We start from the raw sequence: 26,930 nt of genomic DNA on the forward strand, positions 1-26,930 counted from the left end.
CCTTGGATTGAACAGTGGATGAGAACAGGCTCCGTTTGGGAGTCTTCATCGTCTGAGCCTATTGTGTCTGAATTGAGATGAAAGCGGTAGGTGCGAACACCAGGAGCCGGGCGACTAATCTTCCCGTATGCGAATAGGGGTAAATGCCCCTAATGGGAATGTTGAAAAATGCCGCCAGCGGCGTCTTCGCCGCCTGGCCGTGCTCACGTACTCCTCCGTACGCTCAGCCCGCCCAATCGGCTGCAGCCTTGCTGGACGAGCATTTTTGAACACTCCCTCAATTTTAACGGTATGAGTTTCAGCCACTCATATGCTAATGAAACCGCAAAACATTTGAACGATTCAATAGCCCCTAGGGAGAAAATCGGCGGACGAACTCTGCCGCAGCTTGCGAGCGGCGGGTTACCTGCAATTTCTGGAAAATATTTTCAAGGTAATGGCCGACGGTTTTATCGCTCAGGTCGAGTGCGACGGCAATTTCCTTATTGGTTTTTCCTTCGGCCACCAGGGTTAATACCTTCATTTCCTGAGGAGCCAACGTCTCTTTTTTACCGTCAGGGGAAGGGAGGGAGAGATGCTGGATCCTGGTGAGCACCCGTTCTGTAGTGGCAGCATCGAGGATAGATTTCCCCTCAGCGACTGTTTGTACCGCTCGGACTAATTCTTCTCCGCTGATTTCTTTCAACAGAAAGCCTTTGGCCCCTGCCATGATAGTAGCCATCACCGCTTGGTCGTCGGCAAAGGACGTCAAAAACAACACACGGGTTTCAGGAGAGGCATTCCGAATCTCACGACAGGCGTCAATACCGCTCCCGTCCGGCAGACGGACATCCATGAGCACCACATCGGGATGAAGCCGGTCGGCCGCTGAGATCGCCGCAGCCCTGGTCCCTGCTTCACCAACGACCTCAATCTTCTCTGTTTCGGTAAAGAGCGTTTTCAGGCCCAGGCGAAGCACCTCATGATCATCGACCAATAAAAGACGGATGGTGGGTATGTTACGCCCGGGCATGGCCCCCTTCCTTGGTAATCTCAAAAACAATTCGGGTCCCCCGGTGAGGTTTTGACCACACCTGAAAATAGGCTCCCAAACGCTTAGCACGTGCGGCCATATTTTTTAATCCGTGAACCCCCTCATACGTATTCTCAAGATCAAAGCCCAGACCATTGTCCGTCACTTCAAGACACACGGCCCCTTCCCGCGCCTGAAGGGACACAGTGCCTGACGTTGCATGTGAATGCCGCACGCTGTTGCTGATGGATTCTTTCACCACAAACAGCAGGTGGGTGGCTTCCTCCGGCGTAAGCATATCGGCCGCCTCCTGATCGATCTGCAGGTGTAAGAGCAGGTTCTGGGATTTTTCCACCGTATGCACAAGCGTGCGCATCTCTTCTACCCATTGCTGTCCATTCAGGCATTCCGGTTCAAGACCATTAATATGTCGGCGCAGGTCTTGAATCACGAATTTGAGTTCCATCAAGACATCACTAATCCCGGCAAGGGCTTCCTTGGGGTTCTGTGTAATAAGCCGTTGACACCGTTCCAGATTCAGCCTCAGCGCAAATGTCGATTGAATGACTCCGTCATGAAGATCCCGGGCCATACGTTCCCGGTCTTCCAAAACCGTCCTAAGCTGTTCTTCACTGCGACGACTAGCTTGTTCAGCCTGTTTGGTTTGGACCAATGATGTCCGTAATTCAGAGACCGTGGCCAGATACCCCCGCCCGACATACCACAGGATTAAGAAATACACCATCAACCGCAGGACATGCCAAAACCACCATCGACTGCCCCAGATCACGGAATAGGTAAACATCAATTCTGCAAGGCCGAACATGAGGGCCAATGAGGCAAAGAGGAAATCTTCCGATCGACCCGAGTTTCGGTAATCCAAAAAGAAGCGAAGCGATCCGGCAAAAAACAACATGCTCGCAAAACTTTTGGGAGCAACTGCGGCTGGCGTGAATGCCCCTTCACGAACCATCACCGGTACATATTGCGGAAATCCAATCGTCCATAAGCCGAGGGCAAGGGCTCCGCCAGTCATCACCCACGGCATCCATTTAATCGTCGTATGATGTTTTCGCTTTGCAGAGAGCCACATCAGCCCGAAACCCACACCTCCCAACAAGCTTGCACTGCCCCGCAACAAGACAAATCCATTCCCCGGTATCGATAGCGCGTGAAAGACTTCAAGAATGCCCATGCCGAGAAAACCACCTGCGATGGGATAAAACTTCTGATTGGTGTGTTCAGTGGTCCTTTGTAGCAACACAATTCCCATGGAAATGGCGGCCAATCCGCCGACCGTTTCCAATGTGGAATGAAGGGGCTCATGGGACCAGCGCAACCCTGGCCAGACACCCGGAAGGAAAACGCCCATCACCAAAGCGGCCATACCGCCCCCACCAATCATAAGATACAGGGTGAAAGGATTCATGTATTGGTTCCGCAATACTTTTCTCAGGTGCTCCGACCGCTCCGAATGTATGACCAATGAGCTAGATCAACCCAAATCAGGAAATAGGGGTGAGGCTTTACCACTATGACTCACCTCTTTTCTTCTATTCACCAAAGACGTTTACCCTCCCTTCACAATCCCCATTTTTTTGATGCGGGCCACCAGTGTGGTGGGTTTAATTCCGAGTCGTTCGGCTGCGCCGCCTTTCCCATAAATCTTCCAATCCGCTTCCTGAAGAGCCGCCAGGGTATTGTCCCGTTCCCGACGCCGCATTTCTTGTTCGGGCACCACACTCAAGACTCTGGCCGAAACCCTGGGCTCCCGGTGCTGTGAGGAGGATCGCCCTTCTCCCGATTGAGGAATATCGAATGACAATCCCTGCTGTCCGGAAAGGATCAGACCTCGTTCAATGACATTCTGTAACTCTCGAACATTTCCCGGCCAGTTATATCGTTGTAATTGCCCCACCAATGCTTCCGTCAGTCTTGGTTGCACACAGTGTAGCTTTTTGGATGTCACTCCGAGAAGATACTCGGCTAAGAGCGGAATATCTTCCTTTCGTTCGCGGAGGGGAGTCATTTCAAGAGGGAAGACATTAAGCCGAAAATACAGGTCCTGCCGGAATCCACCGGTCTCCACCTCCTGTTTTAAATTCTTGTTGGTCGCAGCAATCACTCTGACATCGACATGTCTGGTGCGTTCCTCTCCCACACGTTCATATTGTTGCTCCTGCAAGACCCTCAGAAATTTTCCTTGAAGATCCAAGGGAATCTCCCCAACCTCGTCGAGGAACAAGGTGCCCCCATCTGCAGCTCCAAATCGCCCGGCCCGATCTTTGACCGCTCCGGTGAAGGCTCCCTTCACGTGGCCGAAAAATTCACTTTCAAACAGCTCTCGAGGAATTGAGGCACAATTCACTCGGATTAACGGTTGGTCTTTCCGTTGACTCCGTTTGTGAATTTCCCTGGCAACCAATTCCTTACCGGTTCCGGATTCACCGAGAATCAACACGGTGGCCTCCGTTGGTGCCACAAGATCTATTTGACGGATCACATTGTGCAGAGCCGGGCTTTGTCCCACGAGATCCCCGAAGGCCCCGGCTTCGAGCACTTCTTCCTGCAAGTACCGGTTTTCTGCTTGCAACCGGTTTTGCCGCTCCAAGAGTTCTTCGGCCTGTTTTCGTCCACTAATATCAACCAGGAATCCTTGGTACCACTGCACAGCTCCTTCCGCATTGCGGATTACCCTGGCATTTTCTGAAATCCAGATTGGTGTCCCGTCCGCCCGATAGACCTGCGACTCAAAATCCGTGATGACATCCTTTTGCTCCAGCAACCGACAAAATTCCTCCCGTTTTCTCGGTTCCACATATAGTTGGCGACCGATATCTTTGATGGCTTCCATTAATATTTGGGGGGAGTCGTATCCCAATAAATGGCTCAGGGCGGCATTGGCATTGAGGAAAACACCGGCAGGTGTCGCCTGGTAGATCCCTTCTACCGCTTGATTGAAAATGGCACGATATTTTTCTTCCGATTGCTGAAGGGCTTCTTCGGCTTCTTTTCGCTGAGAGATATCTCGAATGATTCCGCTGAAAAAAAGCCGACGCTCTTCTTCCCAGGCCGAAAGCGTGAGTTCGAGGGGGAATTCCTCGCCGGTTCTGCGCAGACCACTCAGTTCCACAGTCTCTCCAAGAATTCGCGTCTCCCCCCTCTTGCTGTATCGCTCAAGCCCGGCTTGATGCGCCAGCCGGTATCGATCTGGCATAAGCATGGTAAGAGGTTGGCCGACGGTCTCCTCACTGTCATAGCCGAAGATGTCTTTGGCCCCCTTGTTCCAGAACAGGATGGTCCCTGATTGATCCGCGATAATAATGGCATCGTGAGACGACTGGGCAACGGCCCGAAACCGCATTTCTGCTATGTAATTGTCTTTTCCATTGTTCATTGACTCGTTGGTCCTTATCCGGTTGTAGGTCTCTTTCATCTATAACCGGGCTACTGAAATGTTGAAAGATAACGCAGCAATAATCATATTAAACAACAATATTATGTTGTTGTTCAGCAAAATATTGCTATGCAACAAATTATTGTTGAATAAAAATTTAAATTAATCAAAATAAACACTTATAAATCAATAACTTATGAATTTTTCATGAGTGGCACATAATCTGCTATAAAGACTATACATATGGTGTTGCATCTATGGGCATAGATAGGCAGACATCATCTTCAATCATCATATTTATGTTCGTATGAAAGGATTAAAGAATGAAAAATCGACATTCAGGCCGGATGGGATTGGCCATTGCGCTTTTAGCCATGACCGGGAGTGTTTCTACCTTTGTCTCACAAGTCGAGGCCAAGAAAGTCACAGTGGAATTGACCGCAGTGGAAACGGAAGTGGTCATTGACGGCAAAGGCACCACCTATAAAGCATGGACCTTTAACGGACAGGTTCCAGGTCCCGTCGTACGCGTGACCGAAGGTGACCAAGTCCATTTCATCCTCAAAAACCATGAAAATAATAGTCGCCCCCATTCCATGGACTTTCATGCGGCTGAAACGGATTTCCTCGCCAATTATCGCGATGTGAACCCTGGCGAGTCGCTGGAATATACTTGGGAGGCTAAACGGCCAGGAGTCTTTGCCTACCACTGCGGTGCGTTTCCAATGATTCAACATATCGCCCGTGGCATGTTCGGCGCCGTCATTGTTGACCCGAAAGATCCCGCTGCGATGCCCAAGGCTGACCGGGAATATGTGCTGGTGCAATCAGAGTTATTTACGAAAGATCCTGATGACGTCCAGGCAATGATGGACGCAAAAAATGACCATGTTGTGTTCAACGGCGGGATATTTAAGTATGACCCTGTTCATGCCACAAAAGGAGGAGAATTCCTCACCGCCAAGCCGGGGGAGCGGGTACGGTTTTATTTTGTCAACATCGGCCCCAATAATTTTTCCTCACTTCATCCGATTGCGGAAATCTGGGACGATGTATGGGCCAGCGGAAATCCAGCTAACCGCATGCAAGGGGTCCAGACCCAGGTGATCGGTGCGGCAGATGGTGCCATTCTGGATGTCGTCGTGGAACAAAAAGGCGTCTATCCGATAGTGACCCACTCACTGAAAGATGCGCTCACCGGCGCCATTGCTCTTCTTGAAGTGAGTGATGAAGCCGAGAAGCTTCCTCTGATGCCTTCGGTAGGTCCCAAAGCCGCCGAAACAACCAGCAAATAGTAGAAGAGGACACCGTCAGGCCTCCTCTCAAACTGAACGCTCATCTCTTTGTGGGAGGCACCTTCATCGCCTCCCACGAAGAATCGGGCCTGCCCCTACCCTCAATACACACATTCTCGTCTTTTCTGCCCAACAGTTTTTGCCCGGCCGGGACACAATCGAAAACACACCCTCAATGACCTGAACGCTGCCTCCCAAACAGCGCCGCTGCTCAAGCCTGAAAAGACAGGGATGCCTTTACACTCTCAGGTTTCCATCATTTCCAGCCGGGTATCAAATTCATGCCCGCATTGGACACATCGGATACAATCCGATTCCACCAACGGTTCATCATCTCGGATCCCCATTCCCCCGCAATCGGGGCATCGGGCTAAATGAACTTTTTGATCGTCGACCGTTTCGTATTGCGTTCCGTGAAGGCAAAACACCGGTTGCCCCTCAAGCACCCATTGCTTCCCGGCCTTATCAATAACGGGCAGAGCAATATAATGCTGTGCCGCATAGCTTTCTTGCTCCGTACGTGTCGGAAGACCATCTTGAACCAGTTTGTCGGTCTTGACTTCGTAGAGTGCACCCGCTTTGGCAATGACTTTTGTCGGTCCCATCTTCACCTCCTTTAGATGTAAACGCACCGTTTTGAAATCATGTTGCAATTGGCGAACTCCTGGGTGTCTGATGAATGCTCCTGATCCTCTTTGTTGCCAGACACTCACCCTCCTTTGGCAGCCATCCCCTTTAATTTTTCATGGTTTGAGGCCGAAAACATCTTTATCCGAAAACCTCGAAAGAAACCACTCATCACCAGTAAGGCTCACTCGTATGCCAGTCTCGCCTGTAAGACTTCTGCTGCTGGTCGGAGGGTGGATCAGTCTTGGTCTGGGGCTTTTAGGAATATTTGTTCCACTCGTGCCCACGACTCCCTTTATCCTCCTTGCCGCTTGGTGCTTCTCCAAAAGTTCTCCTCGCCTGCATGCACAGCTACTCAAACAACCCTTCTTGGGCTCAATGATTCAGAATTGGGAACAAGAAGGCAGCATCAGTCGGAATGCCAAGCTCATGGCCACGGCTTGCATCATTGCCCTGTTCGGGTGCTCTCTTCTTGCCTTCCCCTTTTCGATTCTCCTCACCATCTTTCTCGTCTGCATTGGCACTGGGGTTCTAATGTTTATCTGGACTCGACCCAAGCCCTCATGCCATCTTAATCAACTCAGCAATCGCACCACTGACCCCGGCAAAAATCTGGTGAGGCTTGGCTGAGCCATACATATAGGCGGGCGTGGTGATAACTTTATTGCTATGATCTACGACATATTTTTCAACCGCGCAATTCTGATGTTTGGCACCGGTTTTTTCTAATTCGGATGCGGTTCCTGCATCTTCTCCGATGGTCACATTAATGCCTTTTTTTCCCAACGCCAATGCCATGATGGCCGGCGCAATACAAATGGCCGCGATGGGCTTATGACTGTCGCTAAACTCATTCACGATCCTGGCCACCTGTGGATCAATTTGGCCCCCACTCCCCTTTTTTCCAAAATCACAGAGATGCAACGCGGCTCCGAAACCTCCAGGAAATGCCAGGGCGTCAAAATTCTCTGCTTTGAGTTGTTCTAACGACTGAATCTCGCCACGAGCAATGCGGGCGGCTTCTTGCAACACATTTCGCTTCTGTCCTGTGGGCTTTTGAGTGAGGTGATTCGTTTCCTCAACATCTTTATTGGGCGCAAAGACCTCATATTCAGCTCCGTTTTGACCGATGGCAATGAGCGTGCTAATGGCTTCCGTAATTTCAGCTCCATCTAAAAACCCACAACCTGAAAGAATCACCGCCACTTTTTTCATAATTTCCTCCTTTTCCCTGAATGCACCGTAGAAGGGACAACAGCCCCAACCCAAACGGTCCAAAAATTTCGTGATAGGTGTTACGCTAGTATGACTCTGGGATGAAGGTCAATCTCTGAATATTCCTGAATTCTCTTGCGAGTCCGGGAACTTCACTCCCTGCTATGTTCTCAAAAAGAATAACGTCTCCTCTCAACTCCCAGCCCGCAGCAAAAGCTTGGTCATTCACCAACCAGTTCTCCCATGGTACGCTGTGGAAAGTTCTTCTATTACACCTTTTCAATGAGGAAACGCATGAATCACCAGCGTTTTGATTTTCGCGGAACAGGTTTCAGTTGTTTATGGTTATTTGTCTGGACGTGGGTGGTGACGGTAATCACCTTTGGTTTATTTTTTCCATGGGCCTATTCCGCTCAACAGCGGTGGATATCGGAACATACCTTCATCGGTAATCGCCAGCTCGCCTTTCAGGGAACAGGAATTGGATTTTTTGGGACCTGGCTCCTGATCATGGTGCTCACGATCATTACCTTCGGACTCTATATGCCTTGGGGCTTTTGCCGGTTAAAACGATGGCAGACCAATAATCTCGCCTTCGCAGATGAGGAATTCCCAGGGTAACTCCTGGTATGCATCAATGACTATTCTTATCCTGGCAGTGGGGAGTTACGGGGATGTGCTGCCCTTGGTGGGTATGGCCCGACAGCTCCGGCAGCGCGGGCATACGGTCACGGTCTTCACCAGTGCCCATTTCACAGAGCTTGTTCAAAAAGCGGGAGTGGAGTTTGTCCCCCTGGGAACGGCCGAGGATTATGACGCCATGGCCGATAATCCCGCGTTATGGCATCCTCACAAAGGCTGGCGACTCATCATGAAGCGGCTGGTCTCCGGCGCCCTGGAAGAAACCTATGTTCTCCTCAAGTCAAAAGTCATCATAGGAAACACCCTGTTGGTGAGTTCCACCTTGGGATTTGCCGCTCGCCTCATTCAAGAAACCCACCATATTCCGCATGCCACGGTCCATTTTTCGCCGGGCGTCTTTCACTCAGCCCACCAATCCCCGAAAATCCCCGGCCTGCCACTTCCGGATTGGTTGCCCGTTGCATTCAAACGCCACATGTGGAAATTTCTGGATCACACAATCATTGATCCTGTGGTGAAATCTCGGCTGAATCGTTTTCGCCGCCAGCTCGGCTTACCGCCGGTGTCGCGGATCTTCCACGACTGGCTGCATTCACCCGATTTGGTCTTAGGGCTCTTCCCTGAGTGGTTTGCCGCTCCTCAGCCTGACTGGCCTCCAGGAACACATGTCACCGGGTTTCCTCTCTATGATGAAGCTCCGGACAGCGTCCTCCCCGGAATCGTCCAGAATTTCTTGGATGCACACCCGGAACCATTGATCTATACCCCAGGCTCGGCCAATAAACATGGACAAGCCTTTTTCAAGGAGGCGGCCGAAGCCAGCCAGGAACTGGGACAGGCGGCGATTTTTCTGACGCGGTATCCGGAACAACTTCCCCCTTCCCTCCCGACGGGAGTGACGCACTTTTCCTATGTGCCCCTTAGTCAACTCCTCCCGCATGCGGCTGCCATCATCCACCATGGAGGCATCGGCACCTGCTCCCAAGCCTTACGGGCAGGAACCCCGCAACTGATTCAACCCCTGGCGTTTGACCAATTTGATAATGCGGCTCGTGTGGAAAAATTAGGAGTGGGTAGGATGATTCGAAAACGAAACTTTAAAGCTTCCAACATCGTGCATCATCTCCAGACCCTGCTCGGCTCTTCTGAGGTGAAAACGCAATGCCTGAGCCTACAAAAAAATTTCCTGGAAAATGATGATCTCAGTAGAAGTTGTCATCAGCTCGAAACAACTTTCAGAATGGTATGACTACTCGGCGACACGTGATGGCTAGTGGATGGCCACTTCCTCTTGTCAACATATTTTTTGTAATTTCTCTTCACTGAAACGCCGGTAAAGCTTGATGAACTTTGCAAACACTTGCTAAAGTGCCGAGGTCGTGACAACACCATCTCCCTTACAATTCAAAAAGAAAAATCCAAAAGCCATTATCTCCACGAAATTTGGAGATATTGAAATTCGCTTTTTTATGGATGACGCGCCTCGACATGTGGAAAGCTTCCTTAATCTCATCAACCTGAAATTTTATGATGACACGACCTTTCACCGGGTCGTCCCGCAATTCCTGATCCAGGGTGGCGACCCATTAAGCAAGCATCCAGAGCGGGAACTCCATGGCACCGGGGGACCGGGTTTTAGCCTTCCGCCCGAACCGAGTGATCGACCTCACCGTCGTGGAACAGTTGCCATGGCCAAGGTCCCACGAAATCAGGATGCCACCCGTGATATCTCCGATAGCGGATCGCAGTTCTATATCATCGTAGAAGACACCAGCAGTCTAGATCGCATGTATACGGTGTTTGGCAGAGTGGTGAAAGGAATGGAAGTGGTAGACCAGATTGTCGACTTGCCACGCGATAGCCGGGACAATCCGCTGGAACCCATACGGATGAAGATCAGAGCAGAAGAATAGCCCTTAAGCGGAGTGTTGAAGAATACTGATCTCCGAGGGCAAAACGTCGCATCGCCATATGGCCCCCTGGAAGATTTCGGGTCGGTTCAAAAAAGTCCGTCCAGCAAGGCCACAGCCATTTTTCGCGCGGAGCGTACATGTAATACGTGAGCACGGAAAAATGGGGAGAACGCCGCTGGCGGCTTTTTTCAACTGACCCGTTAGACAAACGCGATACTGGCGTATGTCACCGTGGAATTAAACTGATCGGTAATCCCCCGATCATAGCGTAGCACCTGCCCTTTGAAATCCTCTCCATCACGCTTGAGCAGTTTCATCAGGGAAAAAATGACGGAAAACCCTAGAATGCGCCGCTGATTCCCCTCTTTCAAGATAAACTCTGCAAACCCTTCGGGATCAGCTTCTTCCACCTTCTTCAACATTTCAAGATCAATCTGCATACATCGGTGAAATGAAAAATCGGTGGGGGGCGTTTTGTCTCCATAGCGAATTCCGATATGCGCTAAATTGGCGCTGCCAATGACACACACCTGTTGCCCGCTGGCCTGAATCGCGCGTTTGGTAATCGTGAGAAATTGATCAATGCGGTGAAAGAGCTGTTGATACTCCCCGCCCGTGAGCGTATCCGCAGGAAAGTCCACAAGAATAGGCACAATGGAAATTTCCCGCTCTTCACCAAGCGCATGCTTGATAAACGGCAATTGCAACTCCAGACTATGTTCACGGAGATGGGCAATATCTTCCACAAAAAATGTCTCACCGGTTTCTTTGCGGATCAAGTCGATAATCGTTCGATTAACCGGCACGGTCCCAAACGGTGTTTCAAAATCTTTATCTGTAAAGGCCACTCCCCCTTCGAGACCCGCATGGCAGGTACCGATCAACACCAACACATCGGGGACCTGGCCTTCCCGTAATTCCTGATAGCCCCACGCGTAGATGGGCCCGGCATCTTTCAATTCAAAATTCGGGGCCACCAGGCCCCTAATAGTCTGACCGGCACATTCCGCCTTACCTTTTTCCGGTCCTTCCTTTGAAGCATAAAACCCGTCGATCTGCGCCCGCAGTTTTGCCGGATCGGCCTCATATTGTTTCCCGGCAAACCCCATCGGCCTCGCATCAAGTTTTCGATAGGCCTCAAAGGCTTGCGCCTGAACCTGTTTCAGTCGATCACCTTCCAGGAATAATTTCTCGTCCAGGTCGCTCACCAATTTTGTGAGACGATCCGGCATCATAAATTCGCCATACTTTTTGAGATATTCAGCACCAACCTGTTCCAGAGAATGGTCCCCGTCAAAAAACTGAAACAGATAGAAAAAATTTAGCGGTAACACCAGCTTTTCAGAAGACAGGCCGGAAGGGTCCCACAGCACAATATATTGCTCCTCCCCCTGCTTTAGCGGGGAATATTGCAAATTCCGGAGAATCGGGTAGTTTTTGGAATCTTTTTCGACAGTCTCGGTACTCATATAAAAGGTCCTATCCTGGCTGAAAGGAAAAATTTAGTCCTAAACCGATCCATTATACGGGTGCCTAGAGCAGGCCCGCAACCAATCAGGACAAGGGGTTTTGATGAATTTGGTGGAAGGGAAAAATGGTAGGGGTTCAACCAGGCCGGGATAAGGAATCAGGGCACAGAGCCAGGAAAGATTAAGGCTAGTGTCCTGTCATTCGTTTGGCCAATCGTTGGGCGACACGTTTCATGGCGGTGGATCGGTCACCAGGATCAAGCAGCACATTCAACACGTGGACTTGCTTGTGATCATCAACGGCAATGGTCAATGCTTGTACTAAGTCCCCAAACGTGCCCACCCGATGGCCAACACCGCCGCCCAACAAATCACAGATCTTCTCGTACTGCCATTCATAGAGGTCATTGAACGGACCTTCAAGGATTTCCCGTTCGGTCCCATAGCCACGATTATTCAGCACCACCACGATAGGAGCCTGCCCATAGCGAATACAGGTGGACAATTCAGTGCCGGTCATCTGGAATGCCCCATCACCAACTAAGACAAATGGCCTCAGGCCGGGATCAGCAAATCCCGCACCGAGAGCGGCAGGGACACTAAATCCCATGGAGGTGTAATAGGCCGGAGACAGGAACTCCGCACTCTTTCGAACACGTAGATCGGCCGCAGCAAACAGCGACTCCCCGACATCAGCAATCACCACCGTTTTGTCATTCAGCAGCCCATCCAGATATCCGAAGACATTGCGAAGGGTCACGGCCGCTTCCGGACCAGGTGGGTCAAACCGGACGCTATCGCGTGGAGGGAGCGCTCGTGCAGGAAAGGCCGGCAAGGGGGACGCCACCAGGGCTCGAATAAAATCTTCAAAACGGACGTCTTCATATTTATGATGCTTAATGGCAATGGAGTCCGCCGTTGCATGAACGGTCCGGCCTGTCGCCAGGAGCGTGGCATGCGCTTTGGCGTCTTCAACATCCGTGAGCAATGTACCTAGGGTCAACAGGCAATCGGCGTCTTCCACAAACTCCAGAATTTCTTCTCGCCCCACCAATCCGCCATACACCCCGATATTCAGGGGATGGTCTTCCCGAATGACCGACTTCCCCAGCAGGGTCGTGGCGATAGGCACATGCATATGCTCGACCAGTTCGGTCAATTGGTCCTGAAGACCAAACCGATGAATTTCAGCGCCGGCCAGAATAATCGGACGCTCGGAACCTGACAAAATGCCGCGAACTTCTGCGACGGCTTCCTTGAGGGCCGCCGGGTCACTTTGGCAGGCCGTGACTTTCGGGGGACTTGTTGAAGCCACTTGCACGGGAGTCATCACCAGGTCTCGTGGAACCTCCAGATAGATCGGCCGCTTGAATTGCATTAACGACTTTAAGGCCCGGTCAATCTCCCGTTCAGCCGTATGAGGGTCATCCAAAACAACAGAGGCCACCGTAACCTTTTCAAAGACATCGCGTTGAGTCGAAAAATCACGAACCATATGATGAAGGAATGGATTATTGACTCGTTCATTCAAGCCTGGTGAGCCGGAAATCAACACCACCGGCGACCGCTCGGCATAGGCACAGGCAACGGCATTGACCATATTCAGACCACCGACGCAATAGGTCACACATGCGCCGCCAATCCCATGTATGCGCGCATAGGCATCAGCCGCAAAGCCAGCGCAATCTTCCCGGGTTGTTCCGATGTGCCGGATAGGCGATTGTTCGATGAGCTTAAAGAGGGTTAGCACATAATCGCCGGGAATGCCAAAAATATGATGCAGCCCCAGCTTATACAGACGGTCCAGGAGAAGTGTGCCAATGGTGTAGGAATCATTCATAAGTATTCCACCCCTTTTGTCATTATATCGGAATACATCCTAATAAAAAGAAGGGACGCACTCAATGAATCCACTTGTAGAGATCCCAACGAAAAGAAAATCAGGAAGGTATTAGGAAAAAGTAGTTTTCCCATTCAGAAATTGGACAAATCAGTGTTGACTCGGCGCGGCCATAAACCAGAATGTCATCCTGAACTCATCGTGAAGGATCTGTACCCAGGTAGAAAAACCCAGGCCTCAGCCAGTCCACTCATTTCATTCAGAAGCTTGCGAATAATTCAACCATTTTCGTAAAAAATTAAAATCCTCCTTTGTCCTTTTTCTTGAAATCGGGATCTACCATCCTTTTATCCTCGACACGCATTAATGGAAATTAATCCTCCTTCTGTCCTTCCCGACACTTATAACCAAGGATCTATCTGTGTTTGTTTTCGGATGAGTCCCCATTACTAACTGGGGAAGATGAAAAAACAGCAGAGATGATTCCGGCCCTGCACATCCACATTCCTTTGCTACATCCCTAGCCCCTTTCAATCATCTCATCAGACAAACCCAAGACCGCTACAATCATTCCCTGATAAATCCATAGACTGGGAAAATTTAATGAAAACCCGAATGAGAGTTGACTTTATTCACGTAAAATGCAAAATTCCACATTCCAGATTTTGCATTTTTTCGGCAAGGAGGCCGCAGGCAATGAAATAGGATGCTCCCAACTCAGTGCTAACGTAATGCTGGGCACAGCAAAAACAGAAAAGCGTGATAAACGGACTAAGTCCGTTTATCACGCTTTTTTTTGTGTGATGAAAAGGCAGGTTGGCAGAAAATAGATGGATGGCAACGCCCTAAAAATTGCACGCCGCAGAGTTTAACCCTCATCGCGATTCCTGACGTATTCATTATAAATTCGTCCATTAATATGCAGCGAAAAAGGAGCGTGGCTCATGAGCACATTCACGTTAAGGAGAAAGTGGGACAAGGGTGGACAGTTCGTGACATTAGCTTTTGGGATAATCATATTTCTAGGAGCGCTGCCACCAGGAGCGGAGGGCCAAACCACGACACAAATCAGTGTCGATTCCAATGGAGTACAGGGGAATTTCCACAGTCAAAACTCAGCCATCAGCGGAAATGGGAAAATTGTTGCGTTCTCCTCGCTAGCAAGTAATTTAGTACCCGGAGACACGAACTCCTTGCTCGACATTTTTGTCCGGAACCTGGAAACCAGGCAGACAACTCTAGTGAGTGTAGGTTCATCTGGTATGGTTGGAAATGGAGCTAGCGGTTCTGATGATGGTGGGGTAGCCATCAGCGCAAATGGACGTTATGTTGCGTTTATCTCGGCAGCCACGAATCTCACTCCAGAAGCAGACCAACCTTTGGGTCATGTGTTCGTCCATGATCGACAGACAGGTGAGACGACTCTTGTGACCGTAGACTCGGGTGGAACCCCGATTGGAGGTGTTCCGAACTCCCTTCTCTCACCTCTGGCAATGAGCGCGAATGGGCGCTATGTCGCTTTTATTTCTCTTTTGTCATATGTCCCTGAAGATACAAATATGACGATGGATGTATATGTGCATGATCGAGAGTCAGGTCAAACGACTAGAGTGAGTGGGAATGCCAATGGGATCGACGAAATTGGCTTTATTCTTGTGGGTTCCCCATCCCTCAGTGAAGATGGGCGTTATGTGGCATTCCTGTCCTCTTCTTCGAAATTGGTCCAAGGAGATACGAATGCCTCCTTTGATATCTTCGTGCATGATCGAAACTTAGGCCAGACCATCCGCGGGAGTCTCAACTCCCAGGGTGAAGAAGGGGATGGTCATACTGGAGAAGGAAGTATTTCGTTAAGTGCTGATGGACGGTTTGTTGCCTTTTCTTCCAATGCCACTAATCTGGTCGAAGGAGATACCAATGGTGTCGAAGATGTATTTGTGCGTGATCTGGATGCAGGCACAACCACCAGGGTTAGTGTAACCAGCGCAGGCGTGGAAGGTGGTGGTGGTAGCAGAAATCCTCGTCTCAGCGCGGACGGACGAATTGTGGTATTTGAATCCGACGCCTTCAATCTTGTGCCACCAGAGGAGCTTAATGGGGTAACAGATATTTTTCTTCATAATCGGGAAACGAGCCAGACTTCTCGCATAAGCATGGGACTCCATAATGAGCTGGGTAATAATTTTAGTAATTCCCCACAAATCAGTGGAGACGGCCGTTTTGTCGTCTTTGAGTCCCATGCAAGTAATCTGGTGGAAGGGGATACCAATGGTGACTCAGATGTTTTTGTCCAAGAACGTGGGGCTTCGGTCAAAAGAAATCCAGTGAGCACCGACCTGGACGGTAATGGGACCACAGATCTTCTCTGGCGCAATACCAAGACTGGCAGCACCGCCATCTGGTTGCTAAATGGAGACACCATTGGATCGGCCGGCTTCCCGGGCGGCGTGCCGCTCGCCTGGAAAATTGCGGGGATCGGCGATGTGGATGGCGATGGGAAGGCCGATGTCATCTGGCGTCATAGCACGAGCGCCACCGTGGCCATCTGGCTGATGAATGGGACAGCCATTACCTCTGTGGGCTTTCCCACCAGTGTGCCAACAGCGTGGAGCCTGCAAGCCGTCGGAGATGTCAACGGCGATGGCAAGGCCGACCTGCTCTGGCGCAATTCGAATGACGGCAACACGGCAATCTGGTTGATGAACGGGGCCAGGATTGCCGCCTCGGGCTTTTTGGGTAAAGTGTCGCTCGCCTGGCAGCTCTCGGGAGTGGGTGATGTGAACGGCGATGGCAAGGCGGATCTCATCTGGCGCAATGGGACGAGCGACGCGGTGGCCGTGTGGCTGATGAACGGGTTAACCAGGACGTCTTCGGGCTTCCCCGGCAACGCATCACCGGATTTGCAGATCGCGGGAGTGGGCGATGTCAACGGGGATGGCAAGGCGGATCTCATCTGGCGCAACACCAATAGCGGCGACGTGGCGGTGTGGCTATTGAACGGCACCACCCTTGCCTCATCAGGCATTTTGGATAGATTGCCGTCGCAATGGCAGATTGCACAGGTGGGCGATGCCGATGGCGATGGCAAGACGGATGTGATTTGGTACGACACCGCGACCGGGGCCGTGGTGTGTTGGCTACTGAATGGCTTGACGATCGCGTCCGAGGCATTCCCAGGAAAAGTCTCCACAGATTGGATCATTGCCGGCCGGCCGATCACTCCGCCGCTCAGCATCACCACAGCATCGACCCTGCCCGCAGGAACGGTGAACAAGTCCTATAGCATCACGCTCGCAAAGTCAGGGGGAACGCCCTCTTTTTCATGGACGGTGTTTTCCGGTTCCCTGCCCCCAGGTCTGACGCTCAATCCGTCCACCGGCCAGATCAGCGGAACACCAACCACCGCAGGAAAATTCCTGGTTACCATTCGCGTGCGGGATAGTGGGAATCCTTCTCAATCGGCGCAGGAATTATTCAGCCTCACGATTGATCAGCCTCCATCCCCTCCTCCAGCTGGCGACAGGGGAACATTGACCATTGCAAATGCACCTGCCAGCGTGGGAGGAACGTTTGTCGCGGATGCCCCATCAACCGGAACCAGTAACGAAGGAGGAGCAGTTGCATGGAGAGAAAATCTAACCGCTAGTGTTACCCACGTCGAAATTTTTGGAGTAGGACTTTCTATCAATACCGGCCAAGTCACTGTCCTCAGTTTCTCTCTGTTTAATCAAGGCCAAAGCACAGTCTGGAGTTGCCATGATGGGGACCCTTCTGGCGGGTGTAAAGGAGCCACATTTAACAGAAGCGCTGGCACGCTAACATTGGCAAACACGGTGGCAACAGATGTCAAAGCATCCCATCCACCAATCACGTTGAACGGAACGTTAACCTTTCCCCCGTTTTAGATTAAGTGAGAGGAAAGTGATTTTTTTATTGCTTTATTTAAAGAAATAAAATTTGTTTCCCAATAAATTTTGACTCATAAATTTGAGGAAATTTCACGGAAGAAATTCAACACAGGGAGGGGCGAGAAAGATTCCTTATCCCTTTTTATTGAACTGTAGATGTACGACGGCCATGAACGCCTAGCGAGGTTCATTGCTCACCTGATTCAAAAAGGAGAGGGAGAATGACCAATTGGACACAAAGCCAAGCTAAACCCAAACGGGGTAAAGCAATTTTGGGGTTCGTTGTTCTCCTCGGAATAATTTTCAATCTGGCCTGCGCAGAGTCCGTCACAGCAGGCAACGAGAACGATCTGAATGGCGATGGCAAAACCGATATCGTATGGCGCAAGGCCGACTGGCAGCACCGCAATCTGATTTTTGAATGGAGTCCCCTCGAACTGGCAACAACCATACGTTACGAGTTCAACTCCTACACCCGTTACCCCGCTTAAAAACGCTCCTCCATTCCACCAGCTAAAATCGGTTGCGCTTGATAGGGATTGATCTCAATTACGGGGAAGACATTGGCCTATTATCGGCAAGAGGCCTTCTCAGAATTATTTGAATTTATTTATTAAACCTGGTATTTGAATCCTTCGAGAACGCATTTGGAATAGGAACTATCAATTTCGGATTCTCCAAGTACAATCGGACTGGTGAGCAAAATCAAACCCATGGCCTAACAAAAGAGGAGAAAAGTAAAATTATGACTAAGGCAATCAAACTACAAATGACCGTTCTTGGGCTTTTACTTGTTACCACTGGATGTGCGTCACAGAAACCAATGGGGCAAGAAGCCGGAGGAATGGGAAGAGTGGACACGCCAATTCAAAATGTTGAGGGTTTACCAGAGTGGGTGACTCAAAAAGGTGCGGCTTTCAGTGGGGAACGCAAAGCCCTTTATGGAGTGGGAAGTGCATCTGGCGTGCGTAACCCTACGTTGAGACGCCGTGCCGCTGAAGGACAAGCCCGCAATGACTTAGCCTCAACTCTCAACGTGTATGTGGCAGGCCTACAAAAACAATATCTTGCGGAAACGACAGCAGGAGATCTCTCCCAAACCAGTGTTGAACAGCATATCCAGGACACAATGAAACAGGTGACCGAAGCCAGCCTAGTCGGAGCTGAGATCGTGGAATATTGGGAACACCCCCTTCGCAATGAAGCCTACGCCCTGTGCAAATTGGACATCGACAAAGTCATAGAAGCCATGGATTCTTATGCAGCAGCAGACAGCAAATTTAAGGAATTAGATGAAAAAATGCGCGAATTTGTGAGAAAAAATGCTGATAAAGCTCACAGTGAACTCAATGAAGAACTCCAAAAGAAAAAATAGTCTGGACATCCGGAGGCAGTCCCCAAATAAAAAATAGACTTTTGATAGTCCTGGTCTCCTATGCCGACTGCGTCTCAGAGGAATTCCCTCGATGAATAAACCAGCTACCTGAAAATGATTCAGAACTGTGTGCGATTGGAGTAAGCGGTCCAACCTTCTAAGCTGAAGATGCCAGAACCAAAAGCATATCCTTGGCCAAAACCGAATTAATCAGAACATTGGGAGTTAACAATACATCTCAAATGTTGCCTCGAAGCGAGAGAGATTATCAAAGTTTTTCAACAAACATCGATGCGATGGCCAGTTTTGACAGCGATGTCGCCTTGAAGAATGCTCAGGTCCGGGAAAAGTGGATACACCCCGGCAATCATATGGAGGGAAAGGCACCGTGTATACTTTGTTATGGATGCCTATCCAAACATAAGATCCATTCGGCAGAATGGAGACCTCACCATGAGGAAGCGAAAATTCTATGGACCCATGCTTTTTCATTTCTTTCTGTTAACGGGGATCCTCCAATCCGGCAGCAGCATTTTTGCCGAAATTGGGACAACTCAGGCGGGATGGCTCATCACACCAGAAGAGGCAGCAATGGCCTCAGCTCCAGAGATTTCCGGTGAGTCTTCTCTTCAGATAGAAAATGATGAGTTAAACTTGGGCCCTGTTATCGAGGTGATTAAACCCAAAGAGGGGGATCGATCAGAGGCCCCAGTAGAGGTTTTCATCACATTTACGCCACAAAGTGATCCGGTGGACCTTAAAAGTTTAAAGGTTAGCGTCATCAAGTTTATTTCGATTGACATCACGGATCGAGTCATAGACTACAGTTCACCTCATGGCATTCATGTGAAGGAGGCCAGAATTCCTCAAGGAAAGCACACCGTGCGAATCAGTATCGCCGATATCAATGGCATGTATAGCAAAAAAGACATTACCTTCGAAGTCCTCTAGCTGAAGACAGTTTTTTGCACTCTTTGGTTTCCCGAACAGGGGGTTAGCCATGAAACATAATCGAAAATGGTGGTTGAACGGAACGCTGAGAAAGATTGGCGGCTGTTTATTGACTGTCGGAACCATACTTTGTCAATCACACCCAAGTGCATTTCCTGCAGAATTGACGACTGCCCAGATCTATCAAGCTGCCTCTCCGGCTACAGTGTTGGTGATTGCGGTCACAAAGGATTCAGGCGGAACAGGAACGGGGTCCATCATTGATTCGACAGGCCTCGTCCTGACGAACAATCATGTTGTGCATAACGAGGAAGCCAAGGCTCCCCATGAAACGATCCTGGTGATTATTAAACCCGAGAGAGTGATTGGTTCCATGGATAACAAGAATAATCTGGCCAAGCAGTTTAAAGCTACCATCGTCGCTTCAAGCGAAGCCTATGACATGGCCTTATTAAAAATCATGGCCCCTCCCACCCCACTGCCCGTTTTATCACTCGGAGATCCTTCTGAAATCACTATTGGGTCTCGGGTTGTGGCCATTGGACATCCCGAAAGAGGAGGATTGTGGAGCCTCACCACCGGAGTCATCAGTGCTGAATGGCAAGATTATGGGGGATTACCTGGCTGGGACATTTATCAAACGGAAACAAGTCTCAACCGAGGAAATTCTGGAGGACCACTCATTGACATGCTGGGAAATCAGATTGGCATTAATAGTTTTATTCAAAGGAGGTCAAAAGACGGCTTAGCCATTACCAGTATCAATTTCGCCATTAAATCCAGCGTGGCCAAAGATTGGCTCTCCAAGCAGGGGGTTCATGTGGATTACGCGGGACATAACATAAACACAGGTGAAGCCCTTCCCAGTTCGTCACCAGAAAAGGAAATTCCCATTACCCCCCAAAGACTCAATAGTCCCGTCGCTAACACACAACCCTCTCAGGTTTTGGTCAATCAACCTGAAGCTGAACCTGAAACCGGACCAGGGCTTCCTCCGTTGCGACCTTTTAGCCTGGACAGGTTAGTCAAAGGATTTGAACAGGTCCAAGAGGATTTAGAATCTCAAATGGAAGATATGGAGGCAGAAATCCGCAAAAGAAGAAGATGACCGGATAATTATTATGACAGCGAACAAACCCAATCCCTCCGGAGGAGTTCATTTTTTCAATTTGGATTTTCTCCTTTCTGTCATTGTGGAGATAGGGTTTTTTTTAGTTTGCCTATTACCCGCTATAGCCCATGCCGGTGAAGTACCCGCTAAAAAATTGGACTGCTCCGTGTATGAATCTAAAACCAGAGATATGCCCGCAGGATTGAAAGTGGGATCATTTTTTTTCAAGGTCGGGCCAGATGTAACCTTCAGTCATCGTTCGGGCGTGGCTTGGAATAAGGTCGTCCAAGGAACCATTGCCCGGTTTATAGAACTCTGTAGTCAATACAACGCCGGCATCGTGACAAAAGCTGAATATGTAGTTCGACGAAAAGAAATCGAGGCTTTGTACCAAGAAGCTCAAGAGATGGAAGGCAAATTATTTGAGGCCACCCGCCAACGCGCTAAAGCGGCAGGGGATGAATTGGATGAAATCCTAGGACGAAAGCCTCAGCGACCTCAGACCAATGTGCGTCTGGAAATAGCCGTGGAGGACCTTGCACGACGCATCGACAAAGGAGATACCATTACCCTACCGTTAGAGCCTTCCACCCCTTGTCCTGTCGAGGATATCCTTGGTGCCTTAGGAGAAAAAGAATGTTAAGGCCGGTACCTTAAAAAGCTGAAAAACTTTCATTAGTCCACTCCAACGCACCTTTCTCTCTCAAATCAATGCCCACAAACATCTTCTTACCTGGTGGACCAACCGAATTTCTCAGACAAACCGGTTATACACCCGGTTAAATACACTATGTCCCGCTTGAAGCCCATCAAAATTTCTTTTCTCATCGGGTTAGTGGCTATTTCTGTTGCGGGAATAGTGTGGATTACCCTCTCGGATTTTTTAGATCCATGGGAATGGAGCACGCTGGATGCCCGATTACGCATGGTGGAAAATCGATCAGAGAGTTCCTCCATTGTGTTGATAGGCCGTGATGCTAAGAGCGAGGCCGAATTCGGAGTAGGGCTTTGGGATCGAGCGGCATTTGCAACTGTGATTGAAGCGCTTGGCGAAGCCGGGGCCTCTGTCATCGCTCTGGACTTCCACTTTGCAGGGAAAAGCCCACCTGAGCGCGGGGGAACCCAAAGCGATGCCAAACTGATTCAGGCCGTTCGCTCCACAAAGAACGTGATCGTGCCACTGGCGGTGACGGTTTCAGGAGATTCTTCCCTGTCAACGGCATCAACCATTCCCCAAGAATTACGCGATGCCCTTCAACATGGATCCTCGGCTCCATCATACCTTCGCGATGAGGATTCGCTCATTCAGACGCGCTTATTGTCCCCTCCACTCACCGGATTAGCCTCTTCGGCTTCAGGAATCGGCCATATCGCCGCCTCTTCGGATTCGGACGGAGTGTATAGAAGAGTTCCCTCTCACGTACGACTGGACAATCAGATAGTTCCTGCGTTTGGGGTTGCCGTAGCCGCAGCATATTTGAATATCTCAAGACAGCCCATTCCGTTGAAATCCGGCAACCGATTACAAATCCACAAAAATGAAAAAACCAGCTCTGCACTTGTGAATTTCCCTGTCGATAATCAAGGCCGGTTTTTCATTCGCTATGCCGGTCGATGGCTGGAGAGTCCCTTCCCTTACTTTTCGTTTTTGGATATCTGGGAAGCCATCCAGGCAGATCGGAAGGATGAAATCAAACATTACATGGCCGGGAAAATTGTCCTGATGATGCATGCCGCCCTTTCCGCAGACAAACGGCGAACCCCCTTTGAAACCAGCGTGCCAGGAGGCTTCGTCCATGCCAATGTTATCCAGACACTTCTGAATGGAAATGGCCTAAAGGAGTCTTCGAAACTTGGAATCGGGTTGTTAATGACGGGATCTGCAGTCCTCGTGGCCTTCCTGGCCCTGACTCTCCCACTGGGGACCGCTCTCTGTGGGATCATTGCCTTCACCTTTCTCTATTTGGGAATCAGTCACGTCGGTCTTTCTTCAAGCGATCTCGTCCTTCCAATTTTGCCGATCCTGGCAACTATCGCCGCGTCAATGACCATTTCGTTCATTTATATCCGCTGGAAAAATGAACTCCAGATTCAAGATTTTGAGAAAGAAAGAATCAGGCTTCATCGAGACATTCTCGAGGCGAAAGAATTACTCACATCCCAGGAATCCAAGTCGGAACGGTTGGAAGATGATTTAGCAGCGCTCCGGGACCAGTTTGAGGCTCAAGAAGAAGAGAAAGAAGTTTTCGCGAGTCAGATCGAGAAAGAAAAGCAATCTCTGGCCGAAGCCAATGAACAGGAAAGACTGACCAGAAAACATCTGGGAGAATTAGAAAAAGAATTGGCATCACATCAATTAATTCATGTGCACCAACCATCCCTCCCCACTGAAACGTTGAAAACCCTTCAGGAGGAATGCCAGGAACTTGGCATTTTCACTCAGGACCCCACACTACTGAAATGCTATCAAGATCTTAAACGAGTAGCAGGCCGAAAGACACCGATTCGAATTCTCGGTGAACCGGGCACAGGCAAAGAACTCTTTGCCCGTGCGGCTCACCGCCTCAGTCCACGGGCACAGGGACCATTTGTAGCCGTCAACATGTCTGCCATTCCCACGGAGTTGTTTGAAAGCGAATTATTTGGCCATAAAAAAGGATCCTTTACCGGAGCCGCTCAAGATCGTCCTGGACTCTATGAATCGTCAGACAACGGAACGTTGTTCCTAGACGAAATCGGGGATTTACCTCTTCATCAACAAGCGAAACTTCTCCGAGTCTTGCAGGAAGGGATTTTCACAAGAGTAGGAGAAGCCAAACCGAGAAAAGCTGATGTCTGCATCATTTCGGCCACGAACAAGGATGTCCTTAAAGGGATTGCCGAAGGGTGGTTTCGGGAAGATTTATATTACCGGCTCAAGGGTCTGGAAATCAGTCTTCCACCACTAAGAGACCGCCCTGGTGACCTTCCACTCTTGGCTGCTGAATTAATCGGTCGCATCACTGCCGAGCAAGGCTTTAGGAACGTCAGGCTCTCTGTAGAGGCTATGAACACCATTCAACGCTGGCCATGGAAGGGTAACATCCGGGAATTGCAACATTGCCTAGAAACCGCCGTCAGCTTAGCCGAAAAAGGAGTGATTCGTCCCGATGACCTTCGCCTGATCCCTCAAGTCAAACCGGAGGGGGACAATCAACCGTTCTCTCCCAGCACAATTCCTCCGGGTGATCCCAAAAAAGACGATGCAGTTCTCCTCGCCTACCTTCGACAGCATAGCTTTGACCTTCAGGCCACAGGACAAACCTTAGGCTGGGATCGAAGCACCATCATGCAACGACTCAAGGGAATGTGCTTTCAGACGCTGGTGGATAAAAATGGGGATCTTCGTGCCACCGCCACGAGCCTGGCAGGGGAACCGGGTCTTATTCGGTTAGTTGAAGTCAAGCTCAAAGAATATGTGCAACACTTAAAAAAAGTCACCGCAACATTTTCCACAGAAGATGCAGCAAGGGCTGGATGTCGAAAAAGATTCAAGAATCTGCCAGACAGATACCATGACGCTCTGGGGACGCTGGTGGAGGCCTTTTTTAAATCGGAAACTTTTCTAAAATGATAGCGTCTCTTTATTCATCTGATTCCACGGAACGACAAATGGCCCCCTCAGGGATTGACTGCTCTGGTCCCCTCCATTCTTCTACAAAACCTTTTGACATTTCTTTTAGACCATCGGTGACTTGAATAATTGCTATCACCTCCTCGGTATTTCCCAATATTTTTGTGGGATCGTCTGGATGTCTAATGGGTTCCCCAAGTTTAATAACCTCATATCGACTGCCTTTGGTGAGGCCGGCTCGAGCCAAATACACTGTATTTCCCGAATAAGTCGCAACCTTGATGGGAACCAGGGTATTAATAATATGAGAAGCCAGCTTATTGGCTAAATCGGAGTATACCTCGTCTTGAAATTTTTGTGGAATCGAGGTGTCTGATCCGACAGGATTAAGTTGCTTTAATGTTTTTTCAGCCTGCATGTCCCCTGCCACCTCAATTTTTCCGGTCTCTGTTTTGACCAGCCTGATAGTTGCTCCAACCACCAGTGACATAATCCTTTGTTTCCCCACATTGTAGGGTAAGGTTTTTATCTCAATGCTTGGATCTAGCATAGAGATTGACCCGAAAATCAAAAAATCAGCCCCCAGCATTTTCCCGATGCGAATGGCATTATCAGGACTAATCACCTCGGTTTGGCTCAATTGGACTTCCCTCATAATGGCATCCAAGTTTGCCCGCTCTACAATTTTAACTTCCTTGGTGGAAGTAAGATTGGCTATAAGTTTATGGGTTAAAAGGCTCGTTTGACGAGACGATTCAAAATTCGCGGCAGAGCTTCCTTGATTGGTTGTTACTTTGACTCGTCCTGTTTCTACTGTCCCAATATCAAAATCAAATACCGCAACGGTCGGGGATTCGGCATATACTATATTCGCACCGGATATCAAACCTATTAAAACCAAATATGACATAGTTCTTGCATAGTTCATATTCAAGACCTTTCTTGAGTTTCGTTCATGAAAAAAATTCCAGATAGAATGCTCATAAATACAGGAGAAGGTTCACAAAGAGCTTAATCAAATACGCCTTGTTCTCTAGATACTACCTGCGTTCTGCTGCTAAAAGTTCTTTTACCAAATATTCTCCGGCTTCCCGTCCAGCTTCCTCTAAAGCCCTACGTACAGCTTGAGACTTTTCACGATCCTGGCCACGTCCATTAATTGAAAAGGTGAGTAAGGTGTCCCCTGAATCCACACGAAGAAGTCTCAAAGCCCCTTCCGCATCAATAAGATGCTGGCCCATTACCGTACTGCGATAAATAGAGGAGACCCGCCCCACAAGTGCTAACCCAGCTCCCAACTCCCGAATGCCAGAGACATCTTTTATCGAAACTTCAGATGTGGTTGAGACTACCATTTCGGCCCTGCGCGATAAGGATGGCTCAAGCCCGGAAAAGCCATGTTTACTTAAAACGGAAATCAACTGCAAAGAAAAGCCCGACGCATTATTCCCTCTCCCGGCAGAGGGTTCTTGAACGAAAATAATAATCCGATGAAGACTTCGTAGCGCATCTTCTTCCAAGGTTTTGACGAGAACGGATAACTCATGATGGTTGGCTATCTCGCTTTCTCCCAGGGAAACATTTCCTTTTACATGTTCAAGGAGCAGTAAAGCATCACGGGAAAACCGTCTCGCCTCAAAATACTCACCGTTTATCAAAAAAGCCTTGGCTTTTTGATACAGTGCTAAAGCACTCATGACGTTTTGATAGGCTTCTTGTTCTTGTCGTAATCGTTCAGCTTCAGCCTCTTTCTTGGGATATCGAACAAGCACATAGACATCATACCGCTCTAACACATGATCCCCTTCTACCCTCCTCATTTTTTTATAGTATGAATCCATGACCTCCGCTTTTTTTACCATTGCACTGCTTCGGGCTTGGATGGAATCTTTATGACTTTGCTCAAAATCGGTGATCTCTCCCACGTACTCGCTTTTCAATTCCGTGTATAAATATTCAGCAACCTGGCTATAGGCATTTTGCCGAGCAGCGGATTCTCCACTTTCTAAAGATTCTGCCTTCACTGAAGAACCACGATAGTAAAAATAGTCATTGTCAGCGTTTAGCTGAGTTAGCCAGGTTGGCTCAGGCTTGGACTCCTCCCATATAATTTGAGCTTTCGAGGCACAACCAGCAACGAAAAATGGAAGAATCAGAATACAAACCAACCTTAGAAATACAAAAAAAATTGGATTAGTAAGCATTAATTGCAATCTTTCTTCTTGCTAATGAGGTCAAATTTTCAATACTAAACCAAATCATTAAAAACTAGAGTTGCTAGCCACTATTGAAAACTTATTGATTAGCCTTACTATCTCGGATGAGAAATCTCTTGCAATAATTATGAACGATATTTCCCAAAATTTCTTATGAGAAAAAATCCACAACCAGCGGGACAGGGCTTCCCAAAGACCTGTAAAAATAACTTGAAAAAATCGGTCCCCACCCCCTCAAAACGAATGGCCTTCTCCCCCATGCGAAACAAGGGACTCTTTAGAATGGATTAGTTGAAAAAATAAATTAAATGCGTATGTGTGCCTAAAGAAAAGGAGGCCCTGATTA

At 49.2% G+C, this 26,930-nt stretch carries 21 protein-coding genes; 12 read left to right on the forward strand and 9 right to left on the reverse strand.

What is annotated here, in order from left to right:
• Positions 1 to 352 precede the first annotated feature (352 nt).
• The 3 genes from ACWHYD_RS13135 to ACWHYD_RS13145 all read right to left on the reverse strand — a co-directional run bounded on the left by ACWHYD_RS13135 (position 353) and on the right by ACWHYD_RS13145 (position 4,409).
• Positions 353 to 1,012: a response regulator transcription factor gene (locus tag ACWHYD_RS13135; protein WP_447962481.1), complete on the reverse strand. Its 660-nt coding sequence runs from the start codon at positions 1,010 to 1,012 to the stop codon at positions 353 to 355.
• A complete protein-coding gene (locus ACWHYD_RS13140; protein WP_447962482.1) occupies positions 999 to 2,441 on the reverse strand; it encodes a sensor histidine kinase in 1,443 nt (480 codons plus the stop codon). Before ACWHYD_RS13140 ends, ACWHYD_RS13135 begins: the two co-directional genes overlap by 14 nt.
• Positions 2,442 to 2,582: 141 nt before the next feature.
• Positions 2,583 to 4,409, reverse strand: a complete 1,827-nt coding sequence (locus tag ACWHYD_RS13145) for a sigma 54-interacting transcriptional regulator (protein ID WP_447962483.1) — start codon at positions 4,407 to 4,409, stop codon at positions 2,583 to 2,585.
• A gap of 323 nt (positions 4,410 to 4,732) precedes the next feature.
• Here ACWHYD_RS13145 and ACWHYD_RS13150 point away from each other — a divergent pair, with 323 nt between their 5' ends.
• Positions 4,733 to 5,704, forward strand: coding sequence for a multicopper oxidase domain-containing protein (locus tag ACWHYD_RS13150; protein ID WP_447962484.1), 972 nt, complete (start codon positions 4,733 to 4,735; stop codon positions 5,702 to 5,704).
• Between the two features lie 245 nt (positions 5,705 to 5,949).
• Here ACWHYD_RS13150 and ACWHYD_RS13155 read toward each other — a convergent pair whose 3' ends face one another.
• Complete coding sequence (locus ACWHYD_RS13155) at positions 5,950 to 6,309, reverse strand: hypothetical protein (RefSeq protein ID WP_447962485.1); 360 nt, start codon at positions 6,307 to 6,309, stop codon at positions 5,950 to 5,952.
• Positions 6,310 to 6,523: 214 nt separating this feature from the next.
• On the opposite strand from ACWHYD_RS13155, the gene ACWHYD_RS13160 reads away from it, so the two are divergent.
• Positions 6,524 to 6,961 carry a YbaN family protein gene (locus ACWHYD_RS13160; protein WP_447962486.1) on the forward strand — a complete coding sequence of 146 codons (438 nt, stop codon included), beginning with the start codon at positions 6,524 to 6,526 and terminating at the stop codon, positions 6,959 to 6,961.
• Here ACWHYD_RS13160 and elbB read toward each other — a convergent pair.
• Positions 6,893 to 7,546 (reverse strand): isoprenoid biosynthesis glyoxalase ElbB, encoded by a 654-nt coding sequence (gene elbB / locus ACWHYD_RS13165; protein WP_447962487.1) that lies wholly within the window; start codon positions 7,544 to 7,546, stop codon positions 6,893 to 6,895. The genes ACWHYD_RS13160 and elbB overlap by 69 nt on opposite strands.
• 294 nt (positions 7,547 to 7,840) lie before the next feature.
• Between elbB and ACWHYD_RS13170 the strand changes: the two genes are divergently transcribed.
• The 3 genes from ACWHYD_RS13170 to ACWHYD_RS13180 all read left to right on the forward strand — a co-directional run bounded on the left by ACWHYD_RS13170 (position 7,841) and on the right by ACWHYD_RS13180 (position 10,101).
• On the forward strand, positions 7,841 to 8,167 hold the full coding sequence (locus tag ACWHYD_RS13170; RefSeq protein WP_447962488.1) for a DUF898 family protein: 327 nt from the start codon (positions 7,841 to 7,843) through the stop codon (positions 8,165 to 8,167).
• Between the two features lie 16 nt (positions 8,168 to 8,183).
• Positions 8,184 to 9,437, forward strand: coding sequence for a glycosyltransferase (locus tag ACWHYD_RS13175; protein ID WP_447962489.1), 1,254 nt, complete (start codon positions 8,184 to 8,186; stop codon positions 9,435 to 9,437).
• A gap of 130 nt (positions 9,438 to 9,567) precedes the next feature.
• The gene (locus ACWHYD_RS13180) at positions 9,568 to 10,101 is read left to right on the forward strand and encodes a peptidylprolyl isomerase (RefSeq protein WP_447962490.1); all 534 of its coding nucleotides are present in this window, start codon (positions 9,568 to 9,570) and stop codon (positions 10,099 to 10,101) included.
• A gap of 200 nt (positions 10,102 to 10,301) precedes the next feature.
• Here ACWHYD_RS13180 and amrB read toward each other — a convergent pair whose 3' ends face one another.
• Together amrB and ACWHYD_RS13190 are read right to left on the reverse strand one after the other, a co-directional pair.
• The gene (amrB, locus tag ACWHYD_RS13185; protein WP_447962491.1) at positions 10,302 to 11,570 is read right to left on the reverse strand and encodes an AmmeMemoRadiSam system protein B; all 1,269 of its coding nucleotides are present in this window, start codon (positions 11,568 to 11,570) and stop codon (positions 10,302 to 10,304) included.
• 187 nt (positions 11,571 to 11,757) lie between these two features.
• Positions 11,758 to 13,410: an alpha-keto acid decarboxylase family protein gene (locus ACWHYD_RS13190; RefSeq protein ID WP_447962492.1), complete on the reverse strand. Its 1,653-nt coding sequence runs from the start codon at positions 13,408 to 13,410 to the stop codon at positions 11,758 to 11,760.
• Positions 13,411 to 14,354: 944 nt separating this feature from the next.
• Between ACWHYD_RS13190 and ACWHYD_RS13195 the strand changes: the two genes are divergently transcribed.
• The 7 genes from ACWHYD_RS13195 (at position 14,355) to ACWHYD_RS13225 (ending at position 24,368) form a co-directional block, all read left to right on the forward strand.
• Positions 14,355 to 17,315, forward strand: coding sequence for an FG-GAP-like repeat-containing protein (locus tag ACWHYD_RS13195; protein WP_447962493.1), 2,961 nt, complete (start codon positions 14,355 to 14,357; stop codon positions 17,313 to 17,315).
• Positions 17,316 to 17,539: 224 nt separating this feature from the next.
• The gene (locus ACWHYD_RS13200; RefSeq protein WP_447962494.1) at positions 17,540 to 17,809 is read left to right on the forward strand and encodes an FG-GAP repeat protein; all 270 of its coding nucleotides are present in this window, start codon (positions 17,540 to 17,542) and stop codon (positions 17,807 to 17,809) included.
• 254 nt (positions 17,810 to 18,063) lie between these two features.
• Positions 18,064 to 18,693, forward strand: a complete 630-nt coding sequence (locus ACWHYD_RS13205; RefSeq protein ID WP_447962495.1) for an LPP20 family lipoprotein — start codon at positions 18,064 to 18,066, stop codon at positions 18,691 to 18,693.
• A gap of 453 nt (positions 18,694 to 19,146) precedes the next feature.
• Positions 19,147 to 19,644 (forward strand): hypothetical protein, encoded by a 498-nt coding sequence (locus ACWHYD_RS13210; RefSeq protein WP_447962496.1) that lies wholly within the window; start codon positions 19,147 to 19,149, stop codon positions 19,642 to 19,644.
• A gap of 49 nt (positions 19,645 to 19,693) precedes the next feature.
• The gene (locus tag ACWHYD_RS13215) at positions 19,694 to 20,752 is read left to right on the forward strand and encodes a S1C family serine protease (protein ID WP_447962497.1); all 1,059 of its coding nucleotides are present in this window, start codon (positions 19,694 to 19,696) and stop codon (positions 20,750 to 20,752) included.
• A 13-nt stretch (positions 20,753 to 20,765) separates the two neighbouring features.
• Entirely contained in the window at positions 20,766 to 21,398 is a 633-nt protein-coding gene (locus ACWHYD_RS13220; protein ID WP_447962498.1) for a hypothetical protein, read from the forward strand.
• Positions 21,399 to 21,545: 147 nt separating this feature from the next.
• Entirely contained in the window at positions 21,546 to 24,368 is a 2,823-nt protein-coding gene (locus tag ACWHYD_RS13225) for a sigma 54-interacting transcriptional regulator (RefSeq protein ID WP_447962499.1), read from the forward strand.
• A gap of 10 nt (positions 24,369 to 24,378) precedes the next feature.
• Here ACWHYD_RS13225 and ACWHYD_RS13230 read toward each other — a convergent pair whose 3' ends face one another.
• Positions 24,379 to 25,296, reverse strand: coding sequence for a CsgG/HfaB family protein (locus ACWHYD_RS13230; protein ID WP_447962500.1), 918 nt, complete (start codon positions 25,294 to 25,296; stop codon positions 24,379 to 24,381).
• Between the two features lie 112 nt (positions 25,297 to 25,408).
• Positions 25,409 to 26,392: a hypothetical protein gene (locus tag ACWHYD_RS13235; RefSeq protein WP_447962501.1), complete on the reverse strand. Its 984-nt coding sequence runs from the start codon at positions 26,390 to 26,392 to the stop codon at positions 25,409 to 25,411.
• Positions 26,393 to 26,930: the final 538 nt, after the last annotated feature.

The organism is Nitrospira sp. Ecomares 2.1, assembly GCF_965152585.1.